General features: G+C 39.9%; 27 protein-coding genes. 13 read left to right on the top strand and 14 right to left on the bottom strand.

The annotated features are described in order from the left end of the window. Positions 1–239 precede the first annotated feature (239 nt). From ACZ5L8_RS01045 to ctlX, 3 genes are all read left to right on the top strand, one after another. Positions 240–1,526, top strand: a complete 1,287-nt coding sequence (locus tag ACZ5L8_RS01045; protein WP_464439092.1) for a citrate synthase — start codon at positions 240–242, stop codon at positions 1,524–1,526. 87 nt (positions 1,527–1,613) lie between these two features. After that, a complete protein-coding gene (locus ACZ5L8_RS01050) occupies positions 1,614–2,528 on the top strand; it encodes a dimethylarginine dimethylaminohydrolase family protein (RefSeq protein ID WP_464439094.1) in 915 nt (304 codons plus the stop codon). A 24-nt stretch (positions 2,529–2,552) separates the two neighbouring features. Next, positions 2,553–3,485 (top strand): citrulline utilization hydrolase CtlX, encoded by a 933-nt coding sequence (gene ctlX, locus ACZ5L8_RS01055; RefSeq protein WP_464439095.1) that lies wholly within the window; start codon positions 2,553–2,555, stop codon positions 3,483–3,485. Here ctlX and ACZ5L8_RS01060 read toward each other — a convergent pair. Together ACZ5L8_RS01060 and ACZ5L8_RS01065 are read right to left on the bottom strand one after the other, a co-directional pair. Next, positions 3,482–4,975, bottom strand: a complete 1,494-nt coding sequence (locus ACZ5L8_RS01060; protein WP_464440893.1) for a BCCT family transporter — start codon at positions 4,973–4,975, stop codon at positions 3,482–3,484. The two genes, ctlX and ACZ5L8_RS01060, sit on opposite strands and share 4 nt — an antisense overlap. Then, complete coding sequence (locus ACZ5L8_RS01065) at positions 4,963–6,417, bottom strand: SDR family oxidoreductase (RefSeq protein WP_464439097.1); 1,455 nt, start codon at positions 6,415–6,417, stop codon at positions 4,963–4,965. Before ACZ5L8_RS01065 ends, ACZ5L8_RS01060 begins: the two co-directional genes overlap by 13 nt. A gap of 88 nt (positions 6,418–6,505) precedes the next feature. On the opposite strand from ACZ5L8_RS01065, the gene ACZ5L8_RS01070 reads away from it, so the two are divergent. Beyond that, positions 6,506–7,258: a DUF2625 family protein gene (locus tag ACZ5L8_RS01070; protein WP_464439099.1), complete on the top strand. Its 753-nt coding sequence runs from the start codon at positions 6,506–6,508 to the stop codon at positions 7,256–7,258. Next, positions 7,259–7,462: a hypothetical protein gene (locus ACZ5L8_RS01075; RefSeq protein WP_464439101.1), complete on the top strand. Its 204-nt coding sequence runs from the start codon at positions 7,259–7,261 to the stop codon at positions 7,460–7,462. Between the two features lie 2 nt (positions 7,463–7,464). Here the strand turns inward: ACZ5L8_RS01075 and ACZ5L8_RS01080 are convergent, their stop codons facing one another. After that, positions 7,465–7,890, bottom strand: coding sequence for a hypothetical protein (locus ACZ5L8_RS01080; protein WP_464439103.1), 426 nt, complete (start codon positions 7,888–7,890; stop codon positions 7,465–7,467). Positions 7,891–7,917: 27 nt separating this feature from the next. After that, positions 7,918–8,277, bottom strand: a complete 360-nt coding sequence (locus ACZ5L8_RS01085) for a bleomycin resistance protein (protein ID WP_464439105.1) — start codon at positions 8,275–8,277, stop codon at positions 7,918–7,920. A gap of 381 nt (positions 8,278–8,658) precedes the next feature. Here ACZ5L8_RS01085 and argS point away from each other — a divergent pair, with 381 nt between their 5' ends. Continuing rightward, complete coding sequence (gene argS, locus ACZ5L8_RS01090) at positions 8,659–10,434, top strand: arginine--tRNA ligase (RefSeq protein ID WP_464439107.1); 1,776 nt, start codon at positions 8,659–8,661, stop codon at positions 10,432–10,434. A gap of 76 nt (positions 10,435–10,510) precedes the next feature. On the opposite strand, the gene ACZ5L8_RS01095 is transcribed toward argS, so the two are convergent. The 4 genes from ACZ5L8_RS01095 to ACZ5L8_RS01110 form a co-directional block, all read right to left on the bottom strand. Beyond that, positions 10,511–11,566, bottom strand: coding sequence for an NAD(P)-dependent alcohol dehydrogenase (locus ACZ5L8_RS01095; protein ID WP_462599327.1), 1,056 nt, complete (start codon positions 11,564–11,566; stop codon positions 10,511–10,513). 87 nt (positions 11,567–11,653) lie between these two features. Continuing rightward, positions 11,654–14,182: a TonB-dependent receptor gene (locus ACZ5L8_RS01100; RefSeq protein ID WP_464439109.1), complete on the bottom strand. Its 2,529-nt coding sequence runs from the start codon at positions 14,180–14,182 to the stop codon at positions 11,654–11,656. Further along, on the bottom strand, positions 14,166–15,083 hold the full coding sequence (locus tag ACZ5L8_RS01105) for a FecR family protein (RefSeq protein ID WP_464439111.1): 918 nt from the start codon (positions 15,081–15,083) through the stop codon (positions 14,166–14,168). Before ACZ5L8_RS01105 ends, ACZ5L8_RS01100 begins: the two co-directional genes overlap by 17 nt. A 65-nt stretch (positions 15,084–15,148) precedes the next feature. After that, positions 15,149–15,667, bottom strand: coding sequence for an RNA polymerase sigma factor (locus tag ACZ5L8_RS01110; protein WP_464439113.1), 519 nt, complete (start codon positions 15,665–15,667; stop codon positions 15,149–15,151). A gap of 181 nt (positions 15,668–15,848) precedes the next feature. Between ACZ5L8_RS01110 and ACZ5L8_RS01115 the strand changes: the two genes are divergently transcribed. The 4 genes from ACZ5L8_RS01115 (at position 15,849) to folD (ending at position 19,769) form a co-directional block, all read left to right on the top strand. After that, positions 15,849–16,916, top strand: coding sequence for a hypothetical protein (locus ACZ5L8_RS01115; protein WP_464439115.1), 1,068 nt, complete (start codon positions 15,849–15,851; stop codon positions 16,914–16,916). 167 nt (positions 16,917–17,083) lie between these two features. Beyond that, positions 17,084–18,412, top strand: a complete 1,329-nt coding sequence (gene ffh, locus ACZ5L8_RS01120) for a signal recognition particle protein (RefSeq protein WP_464439117.1) — start codon at positions 17,084–17,086, stop codon at positions 18,410–18,412. 150 nt (positions 18,413–18,562) lie between these two features. Next, complete coding sequence (locus ACZ5L8_RS01125) at positions 18,563–18,835, top strand: four helix bundle protein (protein ID WP_464439119.1); 273 nt, start codon at positions 18,563–18,565, stop codon at positions 18,833–18,835. A gap of 52 nt (positions 18,836–18,887) precedes the next feature. Beyond that, a complete protein-coding gene (gene folD / locus ACZ5L8_RS01130) occupies positions 18,888–19,769 on the top strand; it encodes a bifunctional methylenetetrahydrofolate dehydrogenase/methenyltetrahydrofolate cyclohydrolase FolD (RefSeq protein ID WP_464439121.1) in 882 nt (293 codons plus the stop codon). A 6-nt stretch (positions 19,770–19,775) separates the two neighbouring features. Here folD and ppgK read toward each other — a convergent pair whose 3' ends face one another. The 6 genes from ppgK to ACZ5L8_RS01160 all read right to left on the bottom strand — a co-directional run bounded on the left by ppgK (position 19,776) and on the right by ACZ5L8_RS01160 (position 23,943). After that, entirely contained in the window at positions 19,776–20,537 is a 762-nt protein-coding gene (gene ppgK, locus ACZ5L8_RS01135; protein WP_464439123.1) for a polyphosphate--glucose phosphotransferase, read from the bottom strand. Between the two features lie 100 nt (positions 20,538–20,637). Next, positions 20,638–21,123 carry a DCC1-like thiol-disulfide oxidoreductase family protein gene (locus ACZ5L8_RS01140; RefSeq protein ID WP_464439125.1) on the bottom strand — a complete coding sequence of 162 codons (486 nt, stop codon included), beginning with the start codon at positions 21,121–21,123 and terminating at the stop codon, positions 20,638–20,640. After that, positions 21,123–22,157, bottom strand: coding sequence for an AI-2E family transporter (locus ACZ5L8_RS01145; protein ID WP_464439127.1), 1,035 nt, complete (start codon positions 22,155–22,157; stop codon positions 21,123–21,125). The genes ACZ5L8_RS01140 and ACZ5L8_RS01145 overlap by 1 nt, the downstream gene beginning before the upstream one ends. Beyond that, on the bottom strand, positions 22,154–22,573 hold the full coding sequence (locus ACZ5L8_RS01150; protein ID WP_464439129.1) for a VOC family protein: 420 nt from the start codon (positions 22,571–22,573) through the stop codon (positions 22,154–22,156). Before ACZ5L8_RS01150 ends, ACZ5L8_RS01145 begins: the two co-directional genes overlap by 4 nt. Before the next feature lie 53 nt (positions 22,574–22,626). After that, complete coding sequence (locus ACZ5L8_RS01155; RefSeq protein WP_464439131.1) at positions 22,627–22,860, bottom strand: DUF7218 family protein; 234 nt, start codon at positions 22,858–22,860, stop codon at positions 22,627–22,629. A 165-nt stretch (positions 22,861–23,025) separates the two neighbouring features. Then, positions 23,026–23,943, bottom strand: coding sequence for a sugar phosphate isomerase/epimerase family protein (locus tag ACZ5L8_RS01160; RefSeq protein ID WP_464439133.1), 918 nt, complete (start codon positions 23,941–23,943; stop codon positions 23,026–23,028). Between the two features lie 105 nt (positions 23,944–24,048). Between ACZ5L8_RS01160 and ACZ5L8_RS01165 the strand changes: the two genes are divergently transcribed. The 3 genes from ACZ5L8_RS01165 to ACZ5L8_RS01175 all read left to right on the top strand — a co-directional run bounded on the left by ACZ5L8_RS01165 (position 24,049) and on the right by ACZ5L8_RS01175 (position 26,039). Beyond that, the gene (locus tag ACZ5L8_RS01165; RefSeq protein ID WP_464440895.1) at positions 24,049–24,642 is read left to right on the top strand and encodes a trimeric intracellular cation channel family protein; all 594 of its coding nucleotides are present in this window, start codon (positions 24,049–24,051) and stop codon (positions 24,640–24,642) included. A gap of 298 nt (positions 24,643–24,940) precedes the next feature. Beyond that, the gene (locus ACZ5L8_RS01170) at positions 24,941–25,432 is read left to right on the top strand and encodes an RNA polymerase sigma factor (RefSeq protein ID WP_462599313.1); all 492 of its coding nucleotides are present in this window, start codon (positions 24,941–24,943) and stop codon (positions 25,430–25,432) included. Next, positions 25,416–26,039 (top strand): hypothetical protein, encoded by a 624-nt coding sequence (locus ACZ5L8_RS01175; protein ID WP_464439135.1) that lies wholly within the window; start codon positions 25,416–25,418, stop codon positions 26,037–26,039. Before ACZ5L8_RS01170 ends, ACZ5L8_RS01175 begins: the two co-directional genes overlap by 17 nt.

Below are 26,039 nucleotides of genomic sequence, written 5' to 3' on the forward strand. Positions count from 1 at the left end.
TAAGAGAACGGGTGTGAAAGTTCTCAGTAACGTCCGTTCTTTTTTTATTCAACAAAAACATCGACGATTAGGTTTGAAGTTGGGTAAGGGGTACAATATCTCAGGATATTTACCCCTTTTTCCATTTTTTACCATTTTTTTAGGGCTTCACAGCCTTTCTTTACTTTAGAAATCCTACTAATTTTCGTAATTTAGCGCCTATTCAAGTTATTATAATCAGCTAAAATTTATTGACTACAATGGCAGATCATGCTATATTATCCATTGACGGAAAATCTTACGAATTCCCACTTATAACTGGTACTGAAAATGAAACCGCAATCGATATTGCGAGCTTAAGGAGTGTGACGGGTGGAGTCACGACGATTGATCCGGGATATAAAAATACGGGAAGTTGTGAGAGCGCTATTACCTTCCTTAATGGTGAAGAAGGAATCTTGCGTTATAGAGGTTATGCTATTGAAGATCTTGCTGAAAAAGCAAGCTTTCTTGAAGTAACCTATTTGTTGATTTTTGGAGAACTTCCTACTCAAGAGCAGCTAGATAAATTTCACAACGATATTAAAGAAGAAAGTCATGTAGACGAGGATGTAAAGAAAATCCTTGATGGCTTTCCTAAGTCTGCGCACCCTATGGGTGTTCTTGCATCATTAACTTCTGCGCTTACTGCATTTAACCCAGGAGCGGTTAATGTAGATAGTGAAGAAGAAATGTACAATGCAATGGTTAAGCTTCTTGCAAAATTCCCAGTTCTTGTGGCTTGGACGATGCGTAAGAAAAAAAGCCAACCATTAGATTATGGTAGTAATAATCTAGATTATGTTGCGAACCTTCATAAAATGATGTTCTCAAGAGCTAATCAAGATTATGATGCAAACCCTACTATAATTGCAGCGCTTAATAAACTATTGATCCTTCATGCAGATCACGAGCAAAACTGTTCTACTTCTACGGTAAGAATCGTTGGTTCTTCTCATGCAGGTTTGTTTGCTTCTATTTCAGCAGGTATCTCTGCACTTTGGGGGCCACTTCACGGTGGTGCTAACCAAGCAGTGATCGAGATGCTTGAGGCAATTAAAGAAGATGGTGGTGATACTAAGAAGTATATGGCTAAAGCCAAAGATAAAGAAGATCCATTCCGTTTGATGGGCTTTGGTCATCGTGTGTACAAGAACTTTGATCCACGTGCAAGAATCATTAAGAAAGCTGCTGATGAAGTTTTAGAGGCATTAGGAGTAGAAGATGAGGTACTTGCTATCGCAAAAGGTCTTGAAAAAGAAGCGCTAGAAGATGATTACTTCGTAAAAAGAAAATTATATCCTAACGTAGATTTCTATTCAGGTATTATTTATAGAGCATTGGGTATCCCAGTTGAAATGTTTACAGTAATGTTTGCAATGGGCCGTGTTCCTGGATGGATCGCACAATGGAGAGAAATGCGTCTTAGAAAAGAGCCAATCGGGCGTCCACGTCAGGTTTACATTGGTGAAACTCTACGCGAGTTTAAAGAGATGTCAGCGCGTTAATCTTTTCGCTGACAAGCATATAAAACAATACGTAAATCGGGTTTTTATCTTTATGAAAACCCGATTTTTCTTTGATATATTTGCCACATGATCAAGCTTAATGTTAAGGATGAAACCGCGCGTTTAAAAGCGGTGATTTTAGGAACGGCAAAAAGTATTGGGCCTCAGCCTTCTGTAGAAGAAGCGTACGACCCTAAATCGCTAATGCATATCAAAGCAGGAACATATCCTGAAGAAGTAGATATGGTACGTGAGATGGATGCGGTTGCTGCTGTTTTTGATAAATACGGTGTGCAGGTTTTTAGACCTAAGTTGATCAAAGATTACAATCAGATCTTCACGCGAGACATTGGTTTTGTGATAGAAGACACGTTCATTAAAGCAAATATTCTGCCAGATCGCGAGCGTGAGATAGAAGCGATACAGCATATTCTTAATCAAATGCCCGCTGATAAGGTCATTCGATTTCCTGAGGAAGCGCATATTGAGGGTGGTGATGTTATGCCTTACGGCGAATATATTTTTGTGGGAACGTATCGTGAGGAAGATTACCCTGATTATATTATCGCAAGAACTAATATGCTTGCGGTAGAATATTTGGCGAAAGCCTTCCCAGACAAGAAAGTAAAGTCTTTTAATTTACGAAAGTCAAATACTGATCCGTACGCAAATGCTTTGCACTTAGATTGCTGTTTTCAGCCAGTGGGTGAGGGCAAGGCGATTTTGCATAAAAACGGATTTCTGGAAGAGGAAGAATATGAATGGCTAGTAGATTTCTTTGGGCCAGAAAATATATTTGAGATCACAGCAGAGGAGATGTTTAATATGAACAGCAATATTTTTAGCATAGCTCCAGATTTGGTGATCAGCGAAAAAAACTTCACGCGTCTCAATACTTGGTTAAGAGCGCAAGGCATCACGGTAGAAGAAGTGCCGTATGCAGAGATCGCAAAACAAGAAGGATTGCTGCGATGTAGTACGCTCCCTCTTGTGCGTGACTAGATTTAACCCCTAATTTTTTTCTTTATGAAACATATAGCAGATACTGTAGTTATGGTGAGACCGGCAGCTTTTAGAATGAACGAGCAGACCGCAGTCAACAATTATTTTCAAGAAGATATTGATATAAAAAACGATCAGATCAATACTAAGGCACAACATGAATTTGATGCGTTTGTGTCAAAGTTGAGAGCAGCTGGTATTAATGTTTTAGTATATCAAGACAGTAAAGAACGCAACACGCCAGATAGTATTTTTCCAAACAACTGGATCAGTACACATGATAATGGCGATGTGGCGGTATATCCCATGTATGCCGAAAATAGACGCAAAGAACGTTCTGAAGATTTCTTTCAATTATTGGAAGATTCTGGATTTGTGATCAGCAATATTATTGATTACACAGAGGCAGAAGAAGAGGAGCTTTTCTTAGAAGGTACAGGGAGCATCGTTCTTGATCGTGCTAACGAGAAGGCATATTGCGCGCTTTCGCCTAGAGCAGATGAGGAACTTTTTATTGAATTCTGTGAAGATTTTGGTTATTTCCCAGTGATCTTTAATGCTTATCAATCGCATGAAGGTAAACGCCTGCCTATTTATCATACCAATGTGATGATGTGCATTGCAGAAAAATTTTGTGTGATCTGCCTGCAATCCATAGATGATAAAAAAGAGCGTGGCCGTGTAATAGATCACTTGCGTGAAAACAATAAAGAGATCATCGCTATAAGCGAAAAGCAGATGGAGCATTTTGCAGGTAATATGCTGCAGGTAAAAAACAAAGAAGGGAAAAAATTCTTAGTCATGAGTCAGGCGGCGCATAAGAGTCTAGAAGATACCCAAGTCTCAGCAATAGAAAAATATTGCGAAATTCTAAGCAGTGATCTATCTACGATCGAAACTTGTGGTGGCGGTAGCGCACGTTGTATGATGGCAGAAGTTTTCTTGCCTAAAGCTTAAGGTTTCTTCAATTTTCTTAACCAGGCAATTACTAGTGCGATCATTAAAAATGCAAACGGAAGCGATGTAACGATCAGTAATTTTTGAACTGCTGTCAGTATATCGCTTTCTGGTCTTGCATGTCCCAGTAAAACAATACCTACGCAAAAAACCGTCAATAATACTCCCCATAAAACCCTGATACGTTTTGATGGATGTGGATTGCCGCGGTCGCTGAGCATACCCATAACATAGATTGCAGAGTCAACACTGGTAACCAAAAAGCTCACAAGTAGTAGAATTACAATTCCATTTATCAAAGAAGCAAAGGGGTATCCTGATAAGAATACGAATATTGAACTGAATACGTCACCGAATTCCCCATTATACTCTCCCCAACTTTCAATCATTGTAAATGCTGAGTCGCCAAAAACACTAAACCAAAAGAATGTGCCTAGTGATGGGATCAGCAATGTGCCTATGATAATTTCTCTCAATGTTCTTCCTTGTGATATGCGCGCGATAAAAATTCCGGTAAAAGGAGCCCAAGCTAACCAGAATGCCCAGTAATAGTACGTCCAGTCTGTAAGGAATTTTTCGCCGGGATCAAATGCGCCCACAGCGAGACTCATCGGTACAAAGTCAATGATATATTGGTATGTCGCTTCCGCGAAAGCGATAAGAATATTTACCATATCGCTCTGCACAAAAACAAAAACGAGCAAGGCCAAAGTAAGATAAATGTTTAAAGTAGAAATACGCTTTATGCCTTTGTCTACGCCACTTAACGCAGAGATCAAAGCAAGGGTGCCAATGCCAATAACAAGAAGAATGATCGTTAAATAATCTAACGAAGTTTCTAGAATATGATTAAGTCCGCCGTTGATCTGTGCAGCGCCTAAACCCACAGCTGCTACTAGCCCAAATACCGTTGTTAGTAGAGTAAGCACATCAATAAACTTATGGAAGAAAGTGTGCTTTTGCTCTTCTCGACTTTTAAAAATACTACTGATGGAAACGGGCAATTTATGTTTAAAGACAGCATAACCTATGAGTAAAGCAAAGAGTGCATAAAATGCCCAGGCGGTAAATCCCCATTGATAGAATGTAAATTCTAGTGCAATTTTTTCAGCTGATGATGCCGTTTTTAATGGCGGATTTTGATACATGAAAACGGGCTCTTGCACTGCGCGTAACAAAATACCAGCGCCCATCCCTGCGCTGTATAACATACTTATCCAGGCTAGGCGAGAATAAGTGGGCTTACTTTTGGGTACACCCAACTTAATTTTACCCCATGGCGAGATCGCAATGCCTATTAAAAACAACACACATCCCAATCCCAAATAGAGATAAAACCTTCCAAAGTATTTTCGAACCCATAAAGATGTATTCTCTATGACCGTGTAAGCTGTCTCAGTAAAAAAGAAAAAGAAAATACCTGTGAGCAACAAAATAAGTACCGTTGCAGACAGGGTGTGGTTTTCAAAAAAGTCTTTTATGCTTGTGATGGTTTTGTGCTTTGAGGATTATAAGTCGCTATTTGATTTATCATTCCCTCAAAGATAAAATAATGAAAGGGCAACATCGCATACCAGTACGCTCTTCCTAGTAAACCTTTTGGTCTGAAGGTTGCCGTTTGATGTAAAACGTTGTGTTCATCAATACACCACTCAAGCCAGGCTTCGCCGGGAACACGCATTTCTGCGAAAAGTAGCAGTCTTTTGTTTTTCCTATCAGCAAGGAGTACTCGCCAAAAGTCAAGCGAATCACCTTCTGAAAGTTGATTGGGGTGTGTGCGGCCACGGCGTAAACCTACACCGCCCATTAACTTGTCTAGAAATCCTCTGAATTTCCAAAGTTTATTGCCGTAATACCAACCGCGATCTCCGCCCACACTCCAGATATTCTCAAGCGCTTGTTCGGGGTCTTCTACTTTTACTTCTTGATGGTCTTTAAGGCAACCGTGCTCTGGCACTTTGATGTATTTTTTAATATCCTGTCTAAACCTGCCGCTTACCATGCTGTCTTTCCAACTGCTAACAACTTGATTTTGCTCTATTTTTTCAAAAGCCAATTCAATTGCTTCTGTATATGGAATAGGAACAATATTCAGGATTTCTTGCAGTCTGGTGTCTTTTGTAATTACTTCTACGCGCATGCTGTCTACTAGATTTAGCGCAAGCTTATACGATGTGGCAGTAACAAAATATAACCAATACGATGATAATTTAGGAGACATGATCGGTACATCAATGATCTTTAAGGTGAGTTTGCGATAACGGGCATACAAAAGCATCATTTGTTTGTAAGTCACAATATCTGGTCCGCCGATGTCAAAGCTTTCATTATAGCATTGCTCGTTGCCTAGCACGCCTGTTAAATACTCAAGTACATTGCGAATGGCAATAGGCTGGCAGCGCGTTTTCACCCACTTTGGGGTGATCATTACAGGTAGTTTTTCACACAGATCGCGAATGATCTCAAAAGAAGAACTACCAGATCCCACGATAATCGCTGCCCGTAAAACGGTGAGATCATAAGAACCTTCATATAAGATTTCTTCAACTCTTTTGCGCGAGCGCAGATGTTTACTTAGGTTATCTTCATTAACGATGCCGCTGAGATATACTACTTGCTTGCAATTTGTATCAGCAATATATGTGTTGAAATTAAACGCAGAGCGTTCTTCCTTCTCATCAAAATCTTTAGTAGATGAGCTCATGCTATGGATGAGATAGTAAGCTGCATCAATATCTTTGGGTAATATATCGGGCTGTGGATCTTCCAGGAAGTCTATCTCTACCACATCAACCATTTTGCGGGTTTCTGGGTCAACAGATAACCTTGATGCGTCACGTACTGCGCACACCACATCGTGGCCTTGCTCTATTAATATGGGCAGTAATCGTAAACCTATGTAACCGTTTGCTCCGGTGAGAAGAATTTTCATATCTCTATAAATTTAATGATCACCACATGAGAAAACTGGTAAGGGAATGCTAATTTTTTTGGTATATTCATCGCTTCTAACCGTCGTTATGAAAAAATCAATACTCTTTTTGTTTTTAGTGTGTTTTATTTCTTTTGGCTACAGCCAAAAAAAGAAAACCGTAAAGGAACTTACCTTTGCAGCACAATCTAGCTGGCCTGTTGTGTACACCTGGTCTATACAGGCAAAAAATAACGTTGAGATCCTACCGAAAAGTAAAAAAGCTGCTGATAGTGCTTTGTACAATTTGCAAATGACCACACAGTCTACACTGGGTTCAATAATTTATGAATCTGCCGGTATTCTTGTGGGCGATGGTTGGGTGCGTCTTCTAGGTTCTGGCGATGGTGATATGACGAGAGGCATCGCAGACTGGAACAAAGGGAAGACTTTTAAGGAATATGGCGACCAACCAAAGATCCTTCTTATCGCTGATGATATCGTGGGCGGATTTTTTGCGATAAACGGTGGTGTGCTGGGTGAAGATCTAGGTAATGTGTATTATCTCGCGCCAGATACTTTGTTCTGGGAACCGCTGGGTGTGGGATATTCAGATTTTGTGCATTGGGTGTTTAATGCAGATCTGGCCGACTTCTATGTGGATCTGGGCTATACTGATCTAGTTGCTAATCAAAGTGAAGTGTCGGCAGATAAAGCTTACTTTTTTGAGCCATCATTGTTTGAAAAACACGATGGTATAGGTAGCCTTAAAAAATCTGTGATCGATGTTGATGAGGTGTGGTTTTACAATCAAGAAGTGATACGCCACCTTAACGATTCACAAGAAGAAAAGGGTAAATAAATGAACAATACTATAAGAATTATTACCGCAGTTGTGGGCTTAGTGCTTATAGGGCTAGGCGTTTTTCAAATGCTGGTTCCGCAGGAAGTGGCTAGTTTTGGTGGTTTTGAAGTACATGCTAAAGAAGGTATCACAACAGAGACTCTTGTTCTGATCATCATAGGTGTTGTAGCGCTTATCGCTAGTTTCTACAAAAGAAAATAAGTCTAAAACGGATCCCGCGGCAGTGTGTCGGCTTTATGATCCATTACTTTTTTAATGAATTTATGTGCTGAGGTATCTTGCTTTCTCGCTCTGATCTTTACAAAATATTTATCGCGATAAATACCGTATTCTTCTGCCTGCCCTTTGTAGATCGATAGTTTATAATAGGGTATGATAAGTGCATAACTCTCTAGCAGTGATCTAAATCCTAGAATAATTCCTTGCGGCCGCATCTCAATATTGCAGGTGTTAAGGTTGTTGTCTAGTATAAGCAGATTATTGATCTCTACACTGGTGCTGGTGATGTGCAGTTTTGGCGAACCAATGCCGCCCATCTTGATGCGGTCTCTAAGCGTAAAAGGTTTACCCACCGCCTCATCAATTTTTTTCTTTACCTCAGGATTATTGTACGATACATTAAGCAGCATGTGATAAAGTTACAAAGTGAGACCGTTTTATTTTGTTAGGCTTACGCCAAATTTTATCATATTTCCATCCTCGTCAAGAATTGCAAACTCCCGCATGCCCCATGGTTGATCCTTAAGCGGCCCATTAGGATGTACAACACCAGCGGCCAGCATCTCTGCATAAAGTGTTTCAATCTCCTGCACATGGATGTAACAACTGGTGTGCATAGGGAAGATCTTATCATTGCACTTCCAGAAATGAATTTCAACATCATCACGAGCGATCACTGCATAGTTCTCGTCTTTATAGCCTTGCTTGTCAAAGCCCAATTTCTCCCGATAAAAATCTACTGTTTTATAAATATCAAGAGATGCCAAAACAGGAATACCGCGCTGTAGATGCTTCATGGTTTTTGTTTTAAAGATACTAATAGATACAATGTGACTTGCAATGCATTTAGAAAAACCATAAGGTTATCCAGCATTGTTTTTACCTCGCCCTTATAACGGGGACAAATAAAAACACCTCTGGAAGACAGTAAAATGCATTCAGAAGCCGATTTTAGGGCTTAATACGGGCAAATGGGTATAAAATGTTCATTAAATGGCATAAAACACTCGCCCTTATAACGGGGACAAATAGAAATATAGCCGGGATTAATAAAAATTGATACGGGATTGTGGATTTGTGTTCTTTTGGCGAAAGCCAAAAACAAAATCTTATCCTTAACTGTATTGGGATTACACCTGTAACAATCCTTATCTTTGCCACCTTATAATTGAAAAAACATGAATCTGCACCATACCATTACTGAGGCTGTAAAGAAGGCGATACACGAGCAACATGACGCTACGCTAGAGAGTGTTGAAATTCAACCTACGCGCAAGGATTTTGAAGGAGATCTTACCGTGGTTGTGTTCCCGATGTTGCGTGTGGTAAAAGGCAATCCCGTGGCGATAGGTACCGCGGTGGGTGAATATCTTGTGGCAAATGTGAGCGAGATCACGGCCTTTAATGTGGTAAAAGGTTTTCTTAATCTGGTGATCGATGATAGTTATTATATCTCGCTTTTGCGAAATATAGCCGGAGACAAAAACTATGGCAAAGTGCCAGCCAGTGGTAAGGCGATCATGGTAGAGTATAGTTCGCCAAACACAAATAAGCCATTGCACCTGGGTCACATTCGTAATAACTTGTTAGGATACTCGGTTGCTGAAATTCTTAAAGCTGCCGGAAATAAAGTATATAAAACGCAGATCATCAACGACCGCGGAATCCATATTTGTAAAAGTATGGTGGCGTATAAGAAGTTTGGTGATAATGAAACTCCACAATCTACCGGGTTAAAAGGTGATAAACTGGTGGGGAATTATTATGTGAAGTTTGATAAGGCGTATAAAGAAGAGCAATCTTATTTAGTAGCACAAGGTAAAACTAAAGAAGAGGCAGAGAAGCAAGCGCCATTGATGCTAGAAGCTCAGGAAACCTTAAGAAAATGGGAAGCTGGTGATCCAGAAACTGTGAAGTTATGGGAAACGATGAATGGCTGGGTGTATGATGGTTTTGAGCAAACGTACAAAGCGCTGGGTGTAGACTTTGATAGTTATTATTATGAGAGCAATACCTATTTATTAGGTAAAGACAATATAGAAGAAGGACTTAAAAAAGGTGTTTTCTTTAAAAAAGAAGATGGTTCTGTATGGTGTGACCTTACAAATGAAGGTCTGGATGAAAAACTTGTGTTGCGTAGCGATGGTACTGCCGTTTATATGACGCAAGATATAGGTACAGCGATACAACGTGTTAAGGATAACCCAGATGTAGGCGGTATGATCTATACTGTGGGTAATGAGCAGGATTATCACTTTAAAGTGCTTTTCTTGATCCTTAAGAAGCTGGGTTATGACTTTGCTGATAATCTTTTTCATCTGAGTTATGGGATGGTTGATCTTCCTAGCGGTAAGATGAAATCGCGTGAAGGTACCGTAGTTGATGCTGATGATCTTGTGGCCGAAATGGCAGAAACAGCAGGGAAGATCTCTGAAGAACTAGGCAAACTAGATGGTTATAGCGATGCCGAGAAAAGCGAACTGTATAACACCATAGGCTTAGGCGCTTTAAAGTATTATATTCTTAAAGTAGATCCTAAGAAGCGTATTCTTTTCAACCCAGAAGAGTCAGTGGATTTTCAGGGAAATACTGGGCCGTTCATACAGTACACGTACGCGAGAATACAATCTATTTTGCGCAAAGCAAATGAACTAGGCGTAGCGCTAGAGATCGCCGATAAGGATTTACATGAAAAGGAAAAAGAGCTAATTAAGCTCGTAGAAGCTTATCCTGAAACCATTCAACTGGCGGCAGAAAATCACAGTCCGGCATTGATCGCAAATTACATTTATGATCTGGTAAAGGAGTTTAATAGTTTCTATCAGCAGGTTTCTATTCTAGGGGCAGATGATGAGGCTGATAAATCTTTCAGAGTAGTGTTATCGCAACGCGTGGCAGATATTATTGAAAGCGGTTTTGCACTGCTGGGTATACAAGTGCCAGAGCGTATGTAGTTTTCGCTATAGCGAAATAAAAACATAAAAAAGCCTGAGTTAGACTCAGGCTTCTCTTTTTGCGTTAAGCAATGGTTTAGTTCTTTAAAGAATCCATATCTATCACAAAACGATATTTTACATCAGAGTCAGTCACGCGCTCAAAGGCTGTGTTGATCTCGTCCATTTTGATCATTTCTACATCGCAAACAATGTCATGCTCACCACAGAAGTCTAGCATTTCTTGAGTTTCTTCAATACCGCCTATCACAGAGCCGGCAATGCGTTTTCTGCCCATGATCAGTCCGCCGCCATGCATCTCTTCAAGTGGCTCGATCGCACCTACAATTACCATCGTAGCATCTCTCTTTAACAGATTGATATATGGGTTGAGGTCGTGTTTTACGGGTACGGTATTCAGTAAGAAATCAAAGGAACCAGCGTGTTTTTTCATCTCGTCCTCATCTTTAGAAATTAGCACTTCGTCAGCGCCTAGTTTCTTAGCATCGTCTTTTTTGCTAGGTGAAGTAGTTATCATCACTGTATGGGCACCCATGGCATGCGCAAATTTTACGCCCATGTGACCAAGTCCGCCCAGACCAATTACACCCACTTTATCACCTTCTTTAATTCCCCAGTGGCGCAATGGTGAATAGGTAGTAATACCCGCGCAAAGTAGGGGAGCGGCAGCTTTTGTGTCAATATTTTCTGGCACGCTAAGTACAAAGTCTTGCTTCACGACCACCTTTTGAGAATATCCACCAAAGGTGTGACCACCCAAATGCTCATCTTTACCATTGTAAGTCATCACGGCGCCATTCTCACAATACTGTTCTAGACCTTCACTGCAGGCATCACATTTTTGACAAGAATCTACCATACAACCCACGCCCACAAGATCACCTTCTTTAAACTTGCTCACATTATCGCCCACGGCGGCAACGCGACCTATGATCTCGTGCCCAGGAACAACCGGATATTTAGAATTTCCCCAGTCGTTTCTTACTTGGTGAATATCACTGTGGCAAACACCGCAGTACAAAATATCGATCTTCACATCGTCTTTCTGGAGGTCTCTGCGGGTAATCTCAATAGGTTCTAGATCTGCATCACTTTCATGTGCAGCATACGCTTTTACATCTTCTTTACTCATAGTTTTTCTTTTGTTGTAAAATACAACTTAAAAGGTGTAAAGGCTAGTAAATACAGGCTTTTAGCGAATGTTTAACGATGAAGCAACTTAAAAGAAAACGCGCAAGGAGATATTTGGCGTAAGCCCAAGAGAAACATTTTTTACCTCAAGGGCATTGCTGTTATCATTGGGATCTACCGTGTAATATTGTTGCAACACATTCTCGCGATCAATGATGTTAAGAACGCCAGCGTTAATTTGTGCTTTAAGGCTTTCGCCAAAATAAAAACTATACTCGCCAGAGACATCGATCCTGTAGAAATCTGGAAGATTCTCGGCGTTAGGCGCATCGTAGTTTACAAAATAAGTATTGCCATCTCTATACGTCTCATCGCCAGCGATAGGCAAAGTAAAGGGTCTCCCAGAGCGATACATACCGCCCAAAGAGATCTTAAGATCATCAATAACCTCATAGCTCGCCGCCAGTGTGAAACTATGTCTTATATCTGTAAGCGCAGGGAATTGCGATGGGTCTAGATCCTCAAAGGTATAATCGGTTTTTGCTAAGGTGTACGTGAGCCAACCGCTGAATTTATCTACAGTTTTATTGATGATGGTTTCTAAACCGTTAGAAGTGTAGCTTCCAGAAGTTTGAAAGAATTGAAACTGATTTTGAAAACCTTGGTTAGAAGCGGTAATACCATCTACTTCTTTGTAATATCCGCCAATATCCACCAGCCAGTTATCGCGATTATATTCAAAGCCCGCAGAAATCTGCTGACTCATAACTAGTGGATAGTTCTGCTCATCTGCAAGAATCCAGCGTCTATTTTCTACGCCTAAGAAGTCATCTTCAAAATCAATAATCTGTGTGGCGGTTTGATATTTTAGTTCGCCCTGAGCTTTAATCGTAAAACCGTAACCAAAACCCTGACGCGCATTAAAACGAGGCTCAATCCTTATCTTGCTGAATTTATCAAAGTACGAAGCTCTAAGGCCACTGCGCAAAAATGTTTTTCCTTCCTTAAAGGTAAGATCACCATAAACTGAATGCGTGCGCAAAACACGTTTAAGGCGTTGTGTGAAAACAGGGAGATTAACCGCAGTGCCGTTGCGAATACCTGTTTCAACAAACTCATAGCCGGCAAGCAGCGAGGTTGAGGTTGAGAAGCGCAGCGTAGCTTTGGCCTTAAAGCCAGTTTCTAAAACGTCGTTTTCTTGAGTGATCTTTTGATCTGTTTGCACATTGCGGTCGCCAGCGTCAATAAGATATCTGGAATAATATCCCTCAACGGTGGTTGAAAAATCGGTGTTCCAGTTTGCTGTCCAACTACCGCTTGCACCTAAGTTGTCTTGCTCTAGTGTGCTTTGTCTGCTGCTTTCAGTGCCGTTTGTGGCTTGTGATTGTTTGTAATCTAGCTGATTGCCAATGTAAATAAAGCTTGCGCCAAAATGATGCTTATCATCCAGATCATAAATCACTTTAGCCGAATAATCCTCAAAGTAAAAACGAGAATCGCTGCTCAATTCATCAGAGGTTTCATCGATGTTGATCTGACTATCCTGAAAGCTTCTGTCAAAATAAGATTTGTAAGCCGGAGTACTCAACTCGTCAGTGATAGAGCGTCGTGCAGCCACCAGAATATTTAGATTTTTAACGACAGGAATTTGCAGAAAAGCATCTGCATTGATCATAGAAACACCAGCGCTTCCGCTTAATTTATCGCTGGTTTTATTCTCGGTATTCATGATGATCGTACTGCTGGCGGCGTTGCTGTATTCGCTGCTCGTACCGTTCTTCACCACAGAAATATTCTTTGTCATATACGGATTGTACGCAGAGATCAAACCAAAAAAGTGACCGCTATTGTACATATGAATTCCGTCATAGAGAATCATATTCTCGTCATTATTCCCGCCGCGAATGTTGAGGTTACTGATGCTTTCATCTACGCTTTCAACACCTGGTAAAACCTGTATGGTTTGCAGAATATCTGGGCTTGTCAATCCGGGTAAAATACCAAAGTCTTCTGTGTTTAAAACCGTTTTGTCATCCTCGGTCTTTTGTAAACCCGTGGTTAAAAATTGAGTTACAGTTATCGCTGTGAGTTGCACATTATCTGGTGATAAAGTGATGGTTATGCAATTGCCTTGCGGCGAAATAAAAGCTGATGCGTTGGTTAACTTTTGGCGAAAGCCTAAATAAGAAATCACAAGTTCTGCATCTCTTGAAACGTTAGACAATTCAAATCTCCCCGAATCATCTGTAAGTGTGCCTCGTGCAGCATTTTTGATCTCAATGGTTGCTCCCAGAAGTTTATCGCCGGTGTTTGCGTCTGTGATTATACCACAAATATCAACCGAATTATTTTGCTGAGAAATAGTAATGTAACGATCAGATATAGCCTCAAAAGTAAGAGTGGTTTTTGAATTTAGATAATCTAAAGCGGCTGTGATATTGTCAAATTCTGGCGGTTGCTCAATGGTGATCTCGCTGATCTCATCAACCGCATAAGAGAATTTCACATCAAATTGCTCTTCTAAATTTTGTAATGTGCTTATGAGGGGTTGTTCCGTTTGTGCATGGATGCTTAAACCAAGCAACAAAAGAAAAATAAGGCTAATCTGCCTGATCATGAGCAGTAAGTTTCACTGTTTTACCATCAATTGTAAAATCAATTCCCAGTGGTTTCATGACAGATTTAAGCGCGAGATCAAGATTTTTGTGCGTAAAGCTACCCGTAAATTCTTGAGCCATATCTACATTGTCGATCTCAAAATACACTTCATATTGACGCTCTATCTCATCAACCACTTCCTTAAGTGGGATGTTGTCAAAGTTGCTCTCAGCGATCGTCCATAATGGAAATTTACCTTTAAGATTTTCATCAACAGTAACTTTATCATCAATGAATTTAAAGCGTTTTCCTGGTGTGAGAAGGTATTCTTTATCGTTAAAATCTACAGCCACACGACCTTCAAAACATTGAACTTCAAAGTAATTTCCGCGAGATTTCACATTGAATTGAGTTCCCAGAACGGTAACTTCTCCCGGCGCGGTATTTACAGTGAATTTGCTTCCTTTTTCAACTTTGAAGAACGCTTCTCCTTTTAAAATAACCTCGCGATCTTCTTCCCAACTGTCTTTGTCAAAAGAAAGCTCAGAATCTGCATTTAGCACCACGCTGCTATTATCTGGCAAGATCGCTGTCGTGCTTTCGGCAATGCTTGTGGTAACATTAGTGTCTGAAGAATTCACAAAAAACCACACCGAAACTAGCAGAACAACTACCGCTGCTGCCGCAGCGCTGATCCACCCAAAGTTAGGTTTGATCTCCTTAGGCTCTTTCTGGATCGCATATTTAAATTTAAACTCCTCAAGTGCTTCATCAACATCAAGCGATGGCGCGTCAAGATCTGCCGAAAGATCAGCGATCGAGGCATAATCTGCATAGTCTTGCGTTTGTTTAAATTCCGCAAGCTCGCCAGCAGTCATCTCGCCGTTTAGCCACTTATGTATTTGCTTTTCGTTTTTCACTTTTTTGGTGTTCTTATAGATAAAACAACTAAAATTTATTTTACCCTACCTCAGTCTTTGATTTTCTAAATATTAGGGATTTTTTCGCGCAGATTCTTAAGGGCGCTGCTCATTCTTTTTTCAACTGCTTTTTGCGAAACGCCTAGCATATCTGCAATCTCACGATATTTTTTACCGTCTATTCTATTGAGTAAAAAAACCTCACGTTGCGCTTCACTCAATGATGCGATCGCATCCTCTAGTTGGTTTTTAAATTCTTTTTTGCGCAATTCATAATGTGGATCTTGAATATGCGAATCCTCGCCTTGATAGTCGTTTTTATAATTAAGGACGACTTTATCGTGTTTTACTTCGTTAAGAAATAAATTGTTTACCGTGGTGATGAGGTATGTTTTTGCTTTCGCAAAAAGTACTTTGCTGCAATTAACCCAAACCTTAGCAAAAGCCTCTTGCGCAAGGTCACGAGATCGCGCCTCGCTACCACACTTATAAAAGGCAAAACGATATGCGTCATTTATATGTTTGCGGTAGAAGGTGTCAAAGGTTTTTTCCAGACACAGATTTTCAGTAGGGGTTTTGCTCAAAGCTGGGCATTTCTTTCAAAAATACGGATTTTGATGCAATGCGCGTGAAGTGCTTTTGGCGCAAGCCAAAAAAAAAAATTGAAACTAGGGTAGGGTAAAAAAAGAATGAGTTGTTTAATGAGTGAAGCTGCCCCAAAGAAGGCTTTGAAAAAGGAATTTAAAAAACAATAAACCTAAAATTATGAAACGATTTAAGACACTTTTTTTAATACTTGCTGTTACATCTTTAGCATTTACTTCTTGTCAAACAGAAGAGACAGAAATGATAGGTACAGATCCTAACACAAACAGCGCAAACTCTGAAACATCTGATCTGCTTTTAAGAACATCTGCAAGAGATGGATCAAGTGATGATATCTTAGATGGTAATAGTTGTTCTTCTCTTGTGCTTCCTGTGGTTGCAGAAGTTAACGGTCAGCAATTAACTATTGTTAGCGAATCTCAATTCTCTTTGATCGCAGATATTTTTGCACAATTTACTGGTGATGACGATTCTGTAACATTGCAGTTTCCGGTAACTGTTGAGTTAAGTAACTATACAGAGCTTGTTGTGAATTCTCAAGCCGAATATGAAGCGCTTCAACAAGCATGTGCTGAGGCTGATAGCGCAGAAGAAGATATTATAAACTGTCTTGATTTTGCTTATCCTATCACAATGTTGACGTATGATGCAAACGCAGAGCAAACGGGAAGTCTAGAGTTAAGCGGTGATCAAGAGCTATATGCATTTGTAAATGGATTACAAGAAGGAGAAGATTTCTTTAGCGTGAGATATCCGGTGTCTTTAATGGCACAAGGTAATAGCAGCACAACCATCACGTCTGATGCTGAACTTAGGGCGGCGCTTAGCGAATGTGAAGCTGCAAGCGATGAGCAGGCACAATTAGAAGCAGAGCTTGAGGCGCGTGTAGATGAGTTAGAAGATTTTCTTGCAGAGACAACATTCACTATCGAGTCTGGCGTAAATGCAGGTGTAGATTTTACAACAGACTTTGCAAATTACACATTCACTTTTGCAAATGATGGCGCGATAGAGGTGTTCAATACACTTACAAATTTACAGTCTAGCGTAGAAGGTTCTTACCAGATCATGGCAGAAGGTGAAGTGATGATAGATATTACTTTCTTAGGAGTAAACGATTTTGAGATCTTAGCAGATACGTTCACAGTAACAGATTTTTCTAACGGTAAGCTAGAACTTACAAGCACTACAAACAGTGCCTTCACCCTTGTATTCACTAGAGAATAGATAAAAACCGCAATATTTGAGTGGGGCGATAAAGTCCGTGTTTTCTATCATGAGAACACGGACTTTTCATTTTTTCTTTATTTGGCTTAAAGCCAAAATTTCTCAACGCAGATCGCTTTTATTTACTCTTTAAAAATGACTAAATTTGCCACCTTAACAAGAAGAATATGTTTGATAGTTTAAGTGATAAGTTAGACAAGGCGTTACATGTGCTGAAAGGGCACGGGCAGATTACCGAGATCAACGTTGCAGAAACCCTTAAGGAAGTGCGTCGCGCACTTGTGGATGCTGACGTTAACTATAAGATCGCAAAAGATTTTACAAATACGGTAAAAGAAAAAGCACTAGGACAAGATGTACTTAGTAGCTTAAAGCCTGGTCAACTTATGGTAAAGCTTGTTAAAGATGAGCTTACAAACTTGATGGGTGGCGATGCAGAAGGTATCACATTATCTGGTAGCCCTAGCGTGATCTTAATGTCTGGTCTGCAGGGTTCTGGTAAGACTACTTTTTCTGGTAAGCTGGCCAATTTCCTTAAAACTAAAAAAACTAAAAAACCACTTCTTGTTGCTTGTGACGTTTACCGTCCTGCGGCGATAGATCAGCTGCATGTAGTAGGTGAGCAGATCAATGTAGAGGTTTACTCAGATCGAGAGCAGAAGGATCCAGTGAAAATTTCTCAGGATGCTATCGCTCATGCTAAAGCAAATGGTCATAATGTAGTGATCATCGATACGGCGGGTCGTCTTGCTGTAGATGAAGCCATGATGACCGAAATATCAAACATTCACAAAGCTATCCAGCCGCAAGAAACACTATTTGTGGTAGACTCTATGACGGGTCAGGATGCTGTGAACACAGCAAAAGCCTTTAACGATACACTTAATTTTGACGGAGTTGTTCTAACAAAATTAGACGGTGATACTCGCGGTGGTGCTGCGCTTTCTATCAAAACGGTTGTAAACAAACCGATCAAATTCATCGGTACAGGTGAGAAGATGGATGCGATAGATGTGTTCTATCCATCACGTATGGCAGATCGTATTCTTGGGATGGGAGACGTTGTGTCTCTTGTAGAACGAGCTCAAGAGCAATTTGATGAAGATGAGGCACGCAAGCTGCAAAAGAAGATCGCAAAGAATCAATTTGGTTTTGACGATTTCTTAAAGCAGATTCAGCAGGTTAAGAAAATGGGTAGCATGAAGGATCTTCTTGGTATGATCCCGGGTGCTGGTAAAGCCTTAAAAGGGATGGATATTGACGATGACGCTTTTAAACATATTGAGGCGATCATCCATAGTATGACCCCAGCAGAACGTGCTGACCCAAAAATCATAAATGCAAGTCGCAAAAAACGTATCGGTAAAGGTAGCGGAACATCAGTTCAGGAAGTGAACCAATTGTTGAAGCAATTTGGTCAAATGAGCAAAATGATGAAGATGATGCAAGGTGGCGGTGGCCGCAAGATGATGCAGATGATGCAACAAATGAAGTAGGTTTTTTTGGCTTAAAGCCAAAAGAAAGTTCTCAGTAATCAGATTTGAGAAATGGGAGTTGAAGATCTTTTCGTTTATCAAAAGGCTTTTGAGTTGGCCATGGAGATATTTGATATTTCAAAATCTTTTCCTGCTGAAGAATGATATTCATTGACAGATCAAATACGAAGATCCTCTCGATCAGTTTGTGCAAACATGGCAGAAGCTTATCGAAAACGTCAATATTCAAAACATTTTCTGTCAAAGATCAGTGATTGTGATGCAGAAAATAATGAAACTCAAACTTGGATTCGATTTGCGTTTGAGTGTGGTTATATTAAAAAAGAAAAAGAATCTGAACTAATAACGAAAAGTACAGAAGTAGGCAAGATGATAAATCATATGATGAATTATCCTGAAAAATTTGGCGTCAAGCCTAACTGAAAACTGCGACTGCATACTGAAGACTGAATACACTAAACCAACACAACACACCATGACAATCCTAGACGGTAAGAAAACCAGTAACGATATTAAAGATGAGATCGCTGCAGAAGTAGCTGCAATGAAAGAACGCGGAGAAAAAGTGCCGCATCTGGCTGCGATTTTGGTGGGAAATGATGGTGCGAGTTTAACTTATGTAGGAAGTAAAGTGCGTGCGTGTGAGCGTATAGGTTTTGAGTCTACTTTGATTCATCTTGATGAAGAGACTACAGAGGAGCAACTTCTGGCTAGAATTACAGACCTCAATATGAATGATAATATTGATGGTTATATTGTTCAGCTACCATTGCCTAAACATATTGATGAACAAAAGGTTCTTCTTGCTGTTGATCCAGATAAAGATGTTGATGGTTTTCATCCGGTGAACTTCGGTAAAATGGCTCAGGATATGCCAGTTTTTATACCTGCGACACCCTTTGGTATCATGGAGCTTCTAGAGCGTTATGAAGTGCCTACAGAAGGTAAACATTGTGTTGTGATAGGTCGTAGTCATATTGTGGGTCGTCCTATGAGTATTTTGATGTCTCAAAAAGGAAATCCAGGTAACTGCACGGTTACACTAACACACAGCCGAACTAAAAATCTAGAGTCTTACACTAAGGAAGCAGATATTATTATTACCGCTTTAGGTGTGCCAGAATTCTTAAAGGCAGATATGGTAAAAGACGGAGTTTCTGTGATCGATGTGGGAATCACTCGTGTAGCAGATGATACTAAACCACGCGGATATCGTATTGCAGGTGATGTAGATTTTGCTGAGGTTAGTGAGAAAGCAGATTATATTACTCCCGTTCCAGGTGGAGTAGGGCCAATGACAATTGCGATGTTGCTTAAGAATACACTACTTGCAAGAAAGAGAAATAAAAACTCTTAAGAGTTTTTATTTCTTTAGATCATTTTCACTTAATAAATGGCGAGCAGCAAGTGCCGCACCAATAATTCCAGCTTTGTTCTGTGTTTTTGCCGCGACGATAGGAGTATCTATCGTAAGATGTTTTTCAAATAGGTGAAGGTTTTTACTAGCGCCACCACCTATGATGATCAAGTCTGGGTTGCTCATTTCGGTTACAAGGTGTAAGAACTTATTGAAGCGTTTTCCCCATTTCTTAAAGCTCATGTCATTTTTAAGACGCACAGAGCGAGAAGCATATTTTTCAATGATCATTTTCTTTTTGTAGCGCATTTGTCCCATTTCAAAATTTGGGATCAATTCACCATTAAAGAAAACACCACTTCCTATACCAGTACCAATGGTAAAAACCATCACAAGACCTTTGTGACCTTTGCCCACGCCAAAGTTCATTTCGGCAAGACCGGCAGCATCAGCATCATTGATCACAGCAACGGGAAGTCCAATTTTATCTTCGATCATTTTATCAACCTGCGTGCCTACCCAAGATGGATCAAGATTACCGTGTTGCATCGCCATACCATTTTTTATCACAGTAGGGAAACCAACACCCACAGGACCCTTCCAGTCCCATTCTTTTACAATTTCTGCAATAGTGTCTACCATCGCTTTAGGTGTACGTGGTATTGGCGTAGGAAGTCTAAAACGTTCGCCCAAATAATCCTCTGTTTCCAGATTAATGGGTACGCCTTTAATTCCTGTTCCGCCTACGTCTATACCTAATATTTCCATCGTAAAATTTAAGTCAAAGTTATTTATTCAAAAAAACTGAATTATTCATTAGTCTGAAAGAATTCGTGATATTTTTTGCTGTATTGTTAACAAAAAGCCCTTAAAATAGAAGGGATGCAATTAAGATGAGCGACCACAGCGCTAAAACATAATACAGCCATAAATGTTTTAATTTTTTTGGGTCAGGCCCAAAAAATGCCTTAGTCAATTCATAAAACATAGGTCTGTGCTTAGCGATGTAGTTGTAGCCATGATCGCTTATTTTTTGAAACCACATATGTTTTACATACCAAGAATGATACGGATATTTTCGCTTTTGCGCATAATCGTAGCTTCGGTAAGCAGAATCTGGACCGCTGTAGATTTCGCCGGAAGGCTCAATAAGTCTACTTGCTTTTTTAAATTCCTTAAGCGGAATATCAGGAAAATGATCTGCCACTTCCTGAAAGGTTTTATAATCGATCGCATCGCCAGTAACCTTTTTCCAGCGGGTAACCCAATATTTACAAAAGCCACATTTACCATCCCAAACGAGTATTGATTTACTTTCGGGAGGGAAGTTGGTTGTCTTAAACTTGGTAAACATCAGAGTTCTTTTTCGGCATCAGGAGCTTCTCTGGCTCCATACTCTTCTTTGTAGATCTTAACGATAAGAAGAAATAAACTGATAAGCAACGGACCAAAGATCAATCCTATAAACCCAAATAACGGAACGCCAACAATTACACCTATTAAAGTAACTAAAGGATGAACGTCGTCAAGTCTTTCTAGCACATACATGCGAATAATATTATCAGTAGATCCTACTACGATGAGTCCATATAAAGCGATCCCAATGGCTTGCCCAGTTTCTCCAGAAGAGTATAATAAAATGACAACCGGAACAATACCTAGCAATGTCCCCACAAATGGGATCATAGATCCTACGGTGGTGATCACAAACCAGAAAAATGGATCTGGCACACCAAAGATGAAAAAACCTATCAATGCAACAATACCTTGAGCCAGTGCTACCAGAGGAATTCCTAATGCATTTGCTCTTACCATTTTTGCACTTTCTTCTCCTATTGTTTGCAGGTCGCTATCGCCTAACGGTATATAATCATACAAGCTTTCTCTAAGTTTAGTGCGATTAGTAAGCATGTAATAAAGCAAAAAATACATGATACTTATTGCGATCACTGTATTAAAAGTTCCGCCGGCTAGAGATTGCAAATTATCAGAGAGCCAACTTGTAATGCTGTTTGTATCTATACTGCTGCTAAGGTCATAATGCAAGTCTGTTTCCCATTGTGAAACTTGATCTTTAACGGCGCTTATTACCTTTTCAGAATTTTTTACCGCATCGCTGATCTTTGAGGTAAGCATCATCACGAGTCCGCCTACCGGAACAAGAATGGCTAAAAACGAAAAGATCATTAATACCGCTGCTGCTAGACTGCGATTCCATCCGCGGTTTGTTAATTTTTTCATCCAGCCTCTAAAGATGACGTGCAAAGTTATGGCGCCAAGTATCCCAGAGAGATACGGCATCATTTCTTTAAAAATTAAATATAGCAGCAATACAATGAGCAGGATGTGAAAAACCTGTCTTACCAGTTGAGGTCTTATTTGTTTCATTTAGCGAATAGTTGACTTAGATCTTTAAAACTTTTGAATTCTAACGCATTTCCGCAAGGGTCGTAAAAGAACATCGTTGCTTGCTCGCCAGGTAAACCTTCAAAACGTATGTAAGGCTCAATGACAAACTCAACGCCTTTAGTTTTTAGCTTTTCCGCGAAAGCGTGAAAATCATCCCAATCTAGCACAACGCCAAAATGCGGCACAGGCACATGCTTGCCGTCTACCTCGTTATGATGCGTGGTTGCGGTCTCTTCTTTAGGTTTAAAATGAATCACCAGTTGATGACCAAAAAAATCAAAATCTACCCATTCTTCGCTGCTGCGACCTTCGCTAAGCTCTAGCGTGTCGCGATAAAATTTGCGTGCTAAAGGCACATCATAAACAGGAATTGCAAGGTGAAAAGGTGCTGGCATAATTGGTTAGTTGTTATTGATTTTTGGCTTTCGCCAAAGGTTTTAAAATACGATTAATTGTTGCGTAAGGCTTTGATGAGTTCAGCTTTTTTCATGGTGCTGCGACCATCAATTCCCACGTTTTTTGCCTGATCATAAAGTTCATCCTTTGTCCATTCTTCATAAGGTTTAGCTTTTCCTCCTTTTTTGCCAGCATCTGGTGTGTTTGCGATGCGAGCTGCTTTTTCTTTGCTATAACCTTTGTCTCGTAGCGCTTCGTACTGCGCTTCATTTTTTACAGGCGACATGTTTCTGTGGTATAAATTTAAGGATCTAAGTGCATTTAAAATTACAAAAGGTAGCAGCCGCAAGCCTTACGATTAACAGAGATTTATAAAGAATTCCTTTTGGCTTTAAGCCAAAAAAAAACCAGCCAAAAGATTGACTGGTTCCGCTTAACTGAAATTTGGGGCCTATTCAAATCCAAACTTCGTAAGATTGTTGTGGCTTATCTCTATCGCTTCTAACGGCTCATGATTAAAGGTTTGATCTTGCTCAACGATATAATATTCCATACCAGACTTTTCGCGAGCATCATAAATGCGCTTAAAGTCAATTGTACCTTCACCTACAGGAGCAAATCTTCCTTCTTTATCCATGTCTTTAACGTGCCAGATCTTAAAACGACCAGGATACTCATTAAAGTAAGCAACTGGGTCTGCGCCAGCTTTTGTTACCCAATATAGATCCATCTGGAAGTTTACTAAAGCAGGATCTGTGTTTTGCAATAGATAATCTATCATCGCCATGTTGTCTTCGCCTGGCTTAAATTCAAAATCATGGTTGTGATATAATAGCTGTAGACCTGCAGCATTACATTTTTCTCCTAGAGTAACTAAGATGTCTTTAAGCTCATCTTTAGTTCCTTTCATGCCTAGTGTTCTAGTTTCTGGATCAAAGGTGAACATACCCATAGGAGGCACAGGAATCACAAAATATTTAAAACCAGCAGCCTTAACATCTGCGATAAGCGTATCTGCATTTTCCATAGTAACCATACCCATGTGCGCGCTTAATGGCTTAAGATCTACAGAATCAAGATAGGCTTTAAAATCCTGCGGAGTCATACCGTAGAATTTACCATCTTCATAATTTGTAGCTTCTATAAATTCATAACCTATGTCTGAAACTGCTTTGATCGTTTTCTTAGGTTCTGTTGCCATAGCATCTCTTACACTGTACAAAGTTGCTCCACCAAAGTGTGCTGTTTCTTCTACAACGGTTTCGTTATTTGCTTCAGTTGTAGATTCTTGTTTTGAAGTGTTGTCTTTACAAGAGGCAAGTGCAAGAAGTCCTAGCAGAAATACCTTAGATAAATAATATTTTTTCATGGTTTATTAATTTGCTAAATGTTTAGTATTGCAATATATCAAATTATTAGATTGCTTTACTATGAAACAATTGGTAAAGCAAAGATTTAAATCCATTTTAAGTTGATTTTATATTTAATTGATCTTATAGGTACATTCTTTTTTGCGATTTCTGGTGTGCTGGTTGCGATAAATAAGCGTCTTGATCCTTTTGGGATTTTGATCGTGGCGTTTGTTACTGCAATAGGCGGCGGGACTTTGCGAGATGTGCTTATCGGTAAAATACCTGTGGGATGGATGTTTGACCTTAATTATATCTACTCCATTTTTATCGCTGTGATCATTGGTGTTTTGCTAAGACGATCTTTAGAGAGGTTGCGCACCTCACTTTTGCTTTTTGACACCATGGGTTTAGCCGTCTTTACTTTAATAGGTCTTGAGAAAGGTCTTGAAGTAGGTTTACATCCTGTAATTTGCGTTGCGCTGGGAACGATGAGTGCTTCCTTTGGCGGTGTGATACGGGATATTTTGTGTAATGAGATCCCGGTGATCTTCAGGAAAGAGATCTACGCCACGGCTTGTATTCTGGGCGGCGTGATCTATTTTATCAGTCTTAATCTTTTTAATGAAGAGACTGCTTATATTATCTCCATTAGCGCAATTATTACTGTGCGATTACTGGCTGTGAAGTATGAGCTTAAACTTCCTACTTTGTCTTAAAGATTTGTTTTTTTGGCTGCAGCCAAATAGAAAATAGCGCAATTACACGGCGTTTTCTACCTTTATATTAATTCTTAGTACGGTGGAACTAAGGATTTTTAAAACGTAATTATTTAATAACTAAGCTGTTTGTTGTGAGTGTGCAAAATTATTGCCTTAGCGGCGAAAAAAAATCTCACATTTTGCAACACGCCCTGTTCACTATCGTATTTAGGGTGATTAACAGCTAACCAAAAACGAAATTTTGTCAATTTCTGATATCCTAGAGCGATGCAAGAAAAATGACCGGAGAGCTCAAATGCAGCTTTATCGCAAGTACAGCGATGGAATGTACTTTGTGGCTTTCAGGTTCTTGAAGAATGCAGCAGATGCAGAGGAAGCGATGCAAGAAGGTTTTGTAAAGGCCTTTACTAAGCTTCACCAGTATAATGGTGAGGTGACCTTTGGCGCGTGGCTTAAAAGAATAGTGATCAACAGAAGTATTGATATGCTCAAGGCTAAAAAGTTAGAACTAACAGCCATTAACGAGCAAGTTTTAGGTACGGTAGATGACCAGATGGATTGGAGTGTTGAAGATGGTATTACACTAGACCAGATCAAAGAAGCCATTGAGGACCTGCCGGAGCGATATAGATATGCGGTGATGCTTTTTTTAATAGAAGGTTATGATCATCAAGAAATTTCAGAAATACTAGATATTACTGAAGTAGCATCGCGCACACTAGTGCATAGAGGTAAGAAAAAGTTACAGGAGAAATTAAAACATCATTATCATGGCACAGGATATTAGAGAACTGTTTAAAAACGATAAGGGTTTGCCAGGTGGTAATCTGCCCTTAGGCCACGAGAAGCGTTTTATGGCGCGTCTTGATGAAGAATTTGGCGAAAGCCAATCTACCAGCAATAGATTTATGTGGATGAAGATCGCTGCAGCGATCGTGGTAGTATTTGCAGTAGGTGGTTTGTTGATGTTTAATCCACTATCGTCTGATGGTATGGATGAAGATACTCCTGCACTTACTGAAACAAGCGTAGAGACACCTGCGCAACAGGTAAAGCTTAGTGACATGTCACCAGAGTTTAAGAAAGTTGAGGATTATTACCTGGCAAGCATCAATGTTGAGCTTGCACAGCTTCAGGTAACTCCAGAGAACAAAGCGCTTATAGATTCTTTTATGACTCAGCTAGAAGAGCTTAATATGGAGTATTCAAAACTCAATGAAGAAATGACTGAAGTGGGTGTTAATGAGCAATCTGTATCTGCACTTATCTCTAATTTACAATTGCGTCTAGATCTTCTTTTTAGACTCAAAGAAAAATTAAATGAACTTAAAAATGAATCAACAGCTCCCGGTGTAGCCGCAAGTGCTGATGATACAAAATCCTATACAATTTAA

The sequence above is a fragment of the Leeuwenhoekiella obamensis genome (assembly GCF_055391795.1).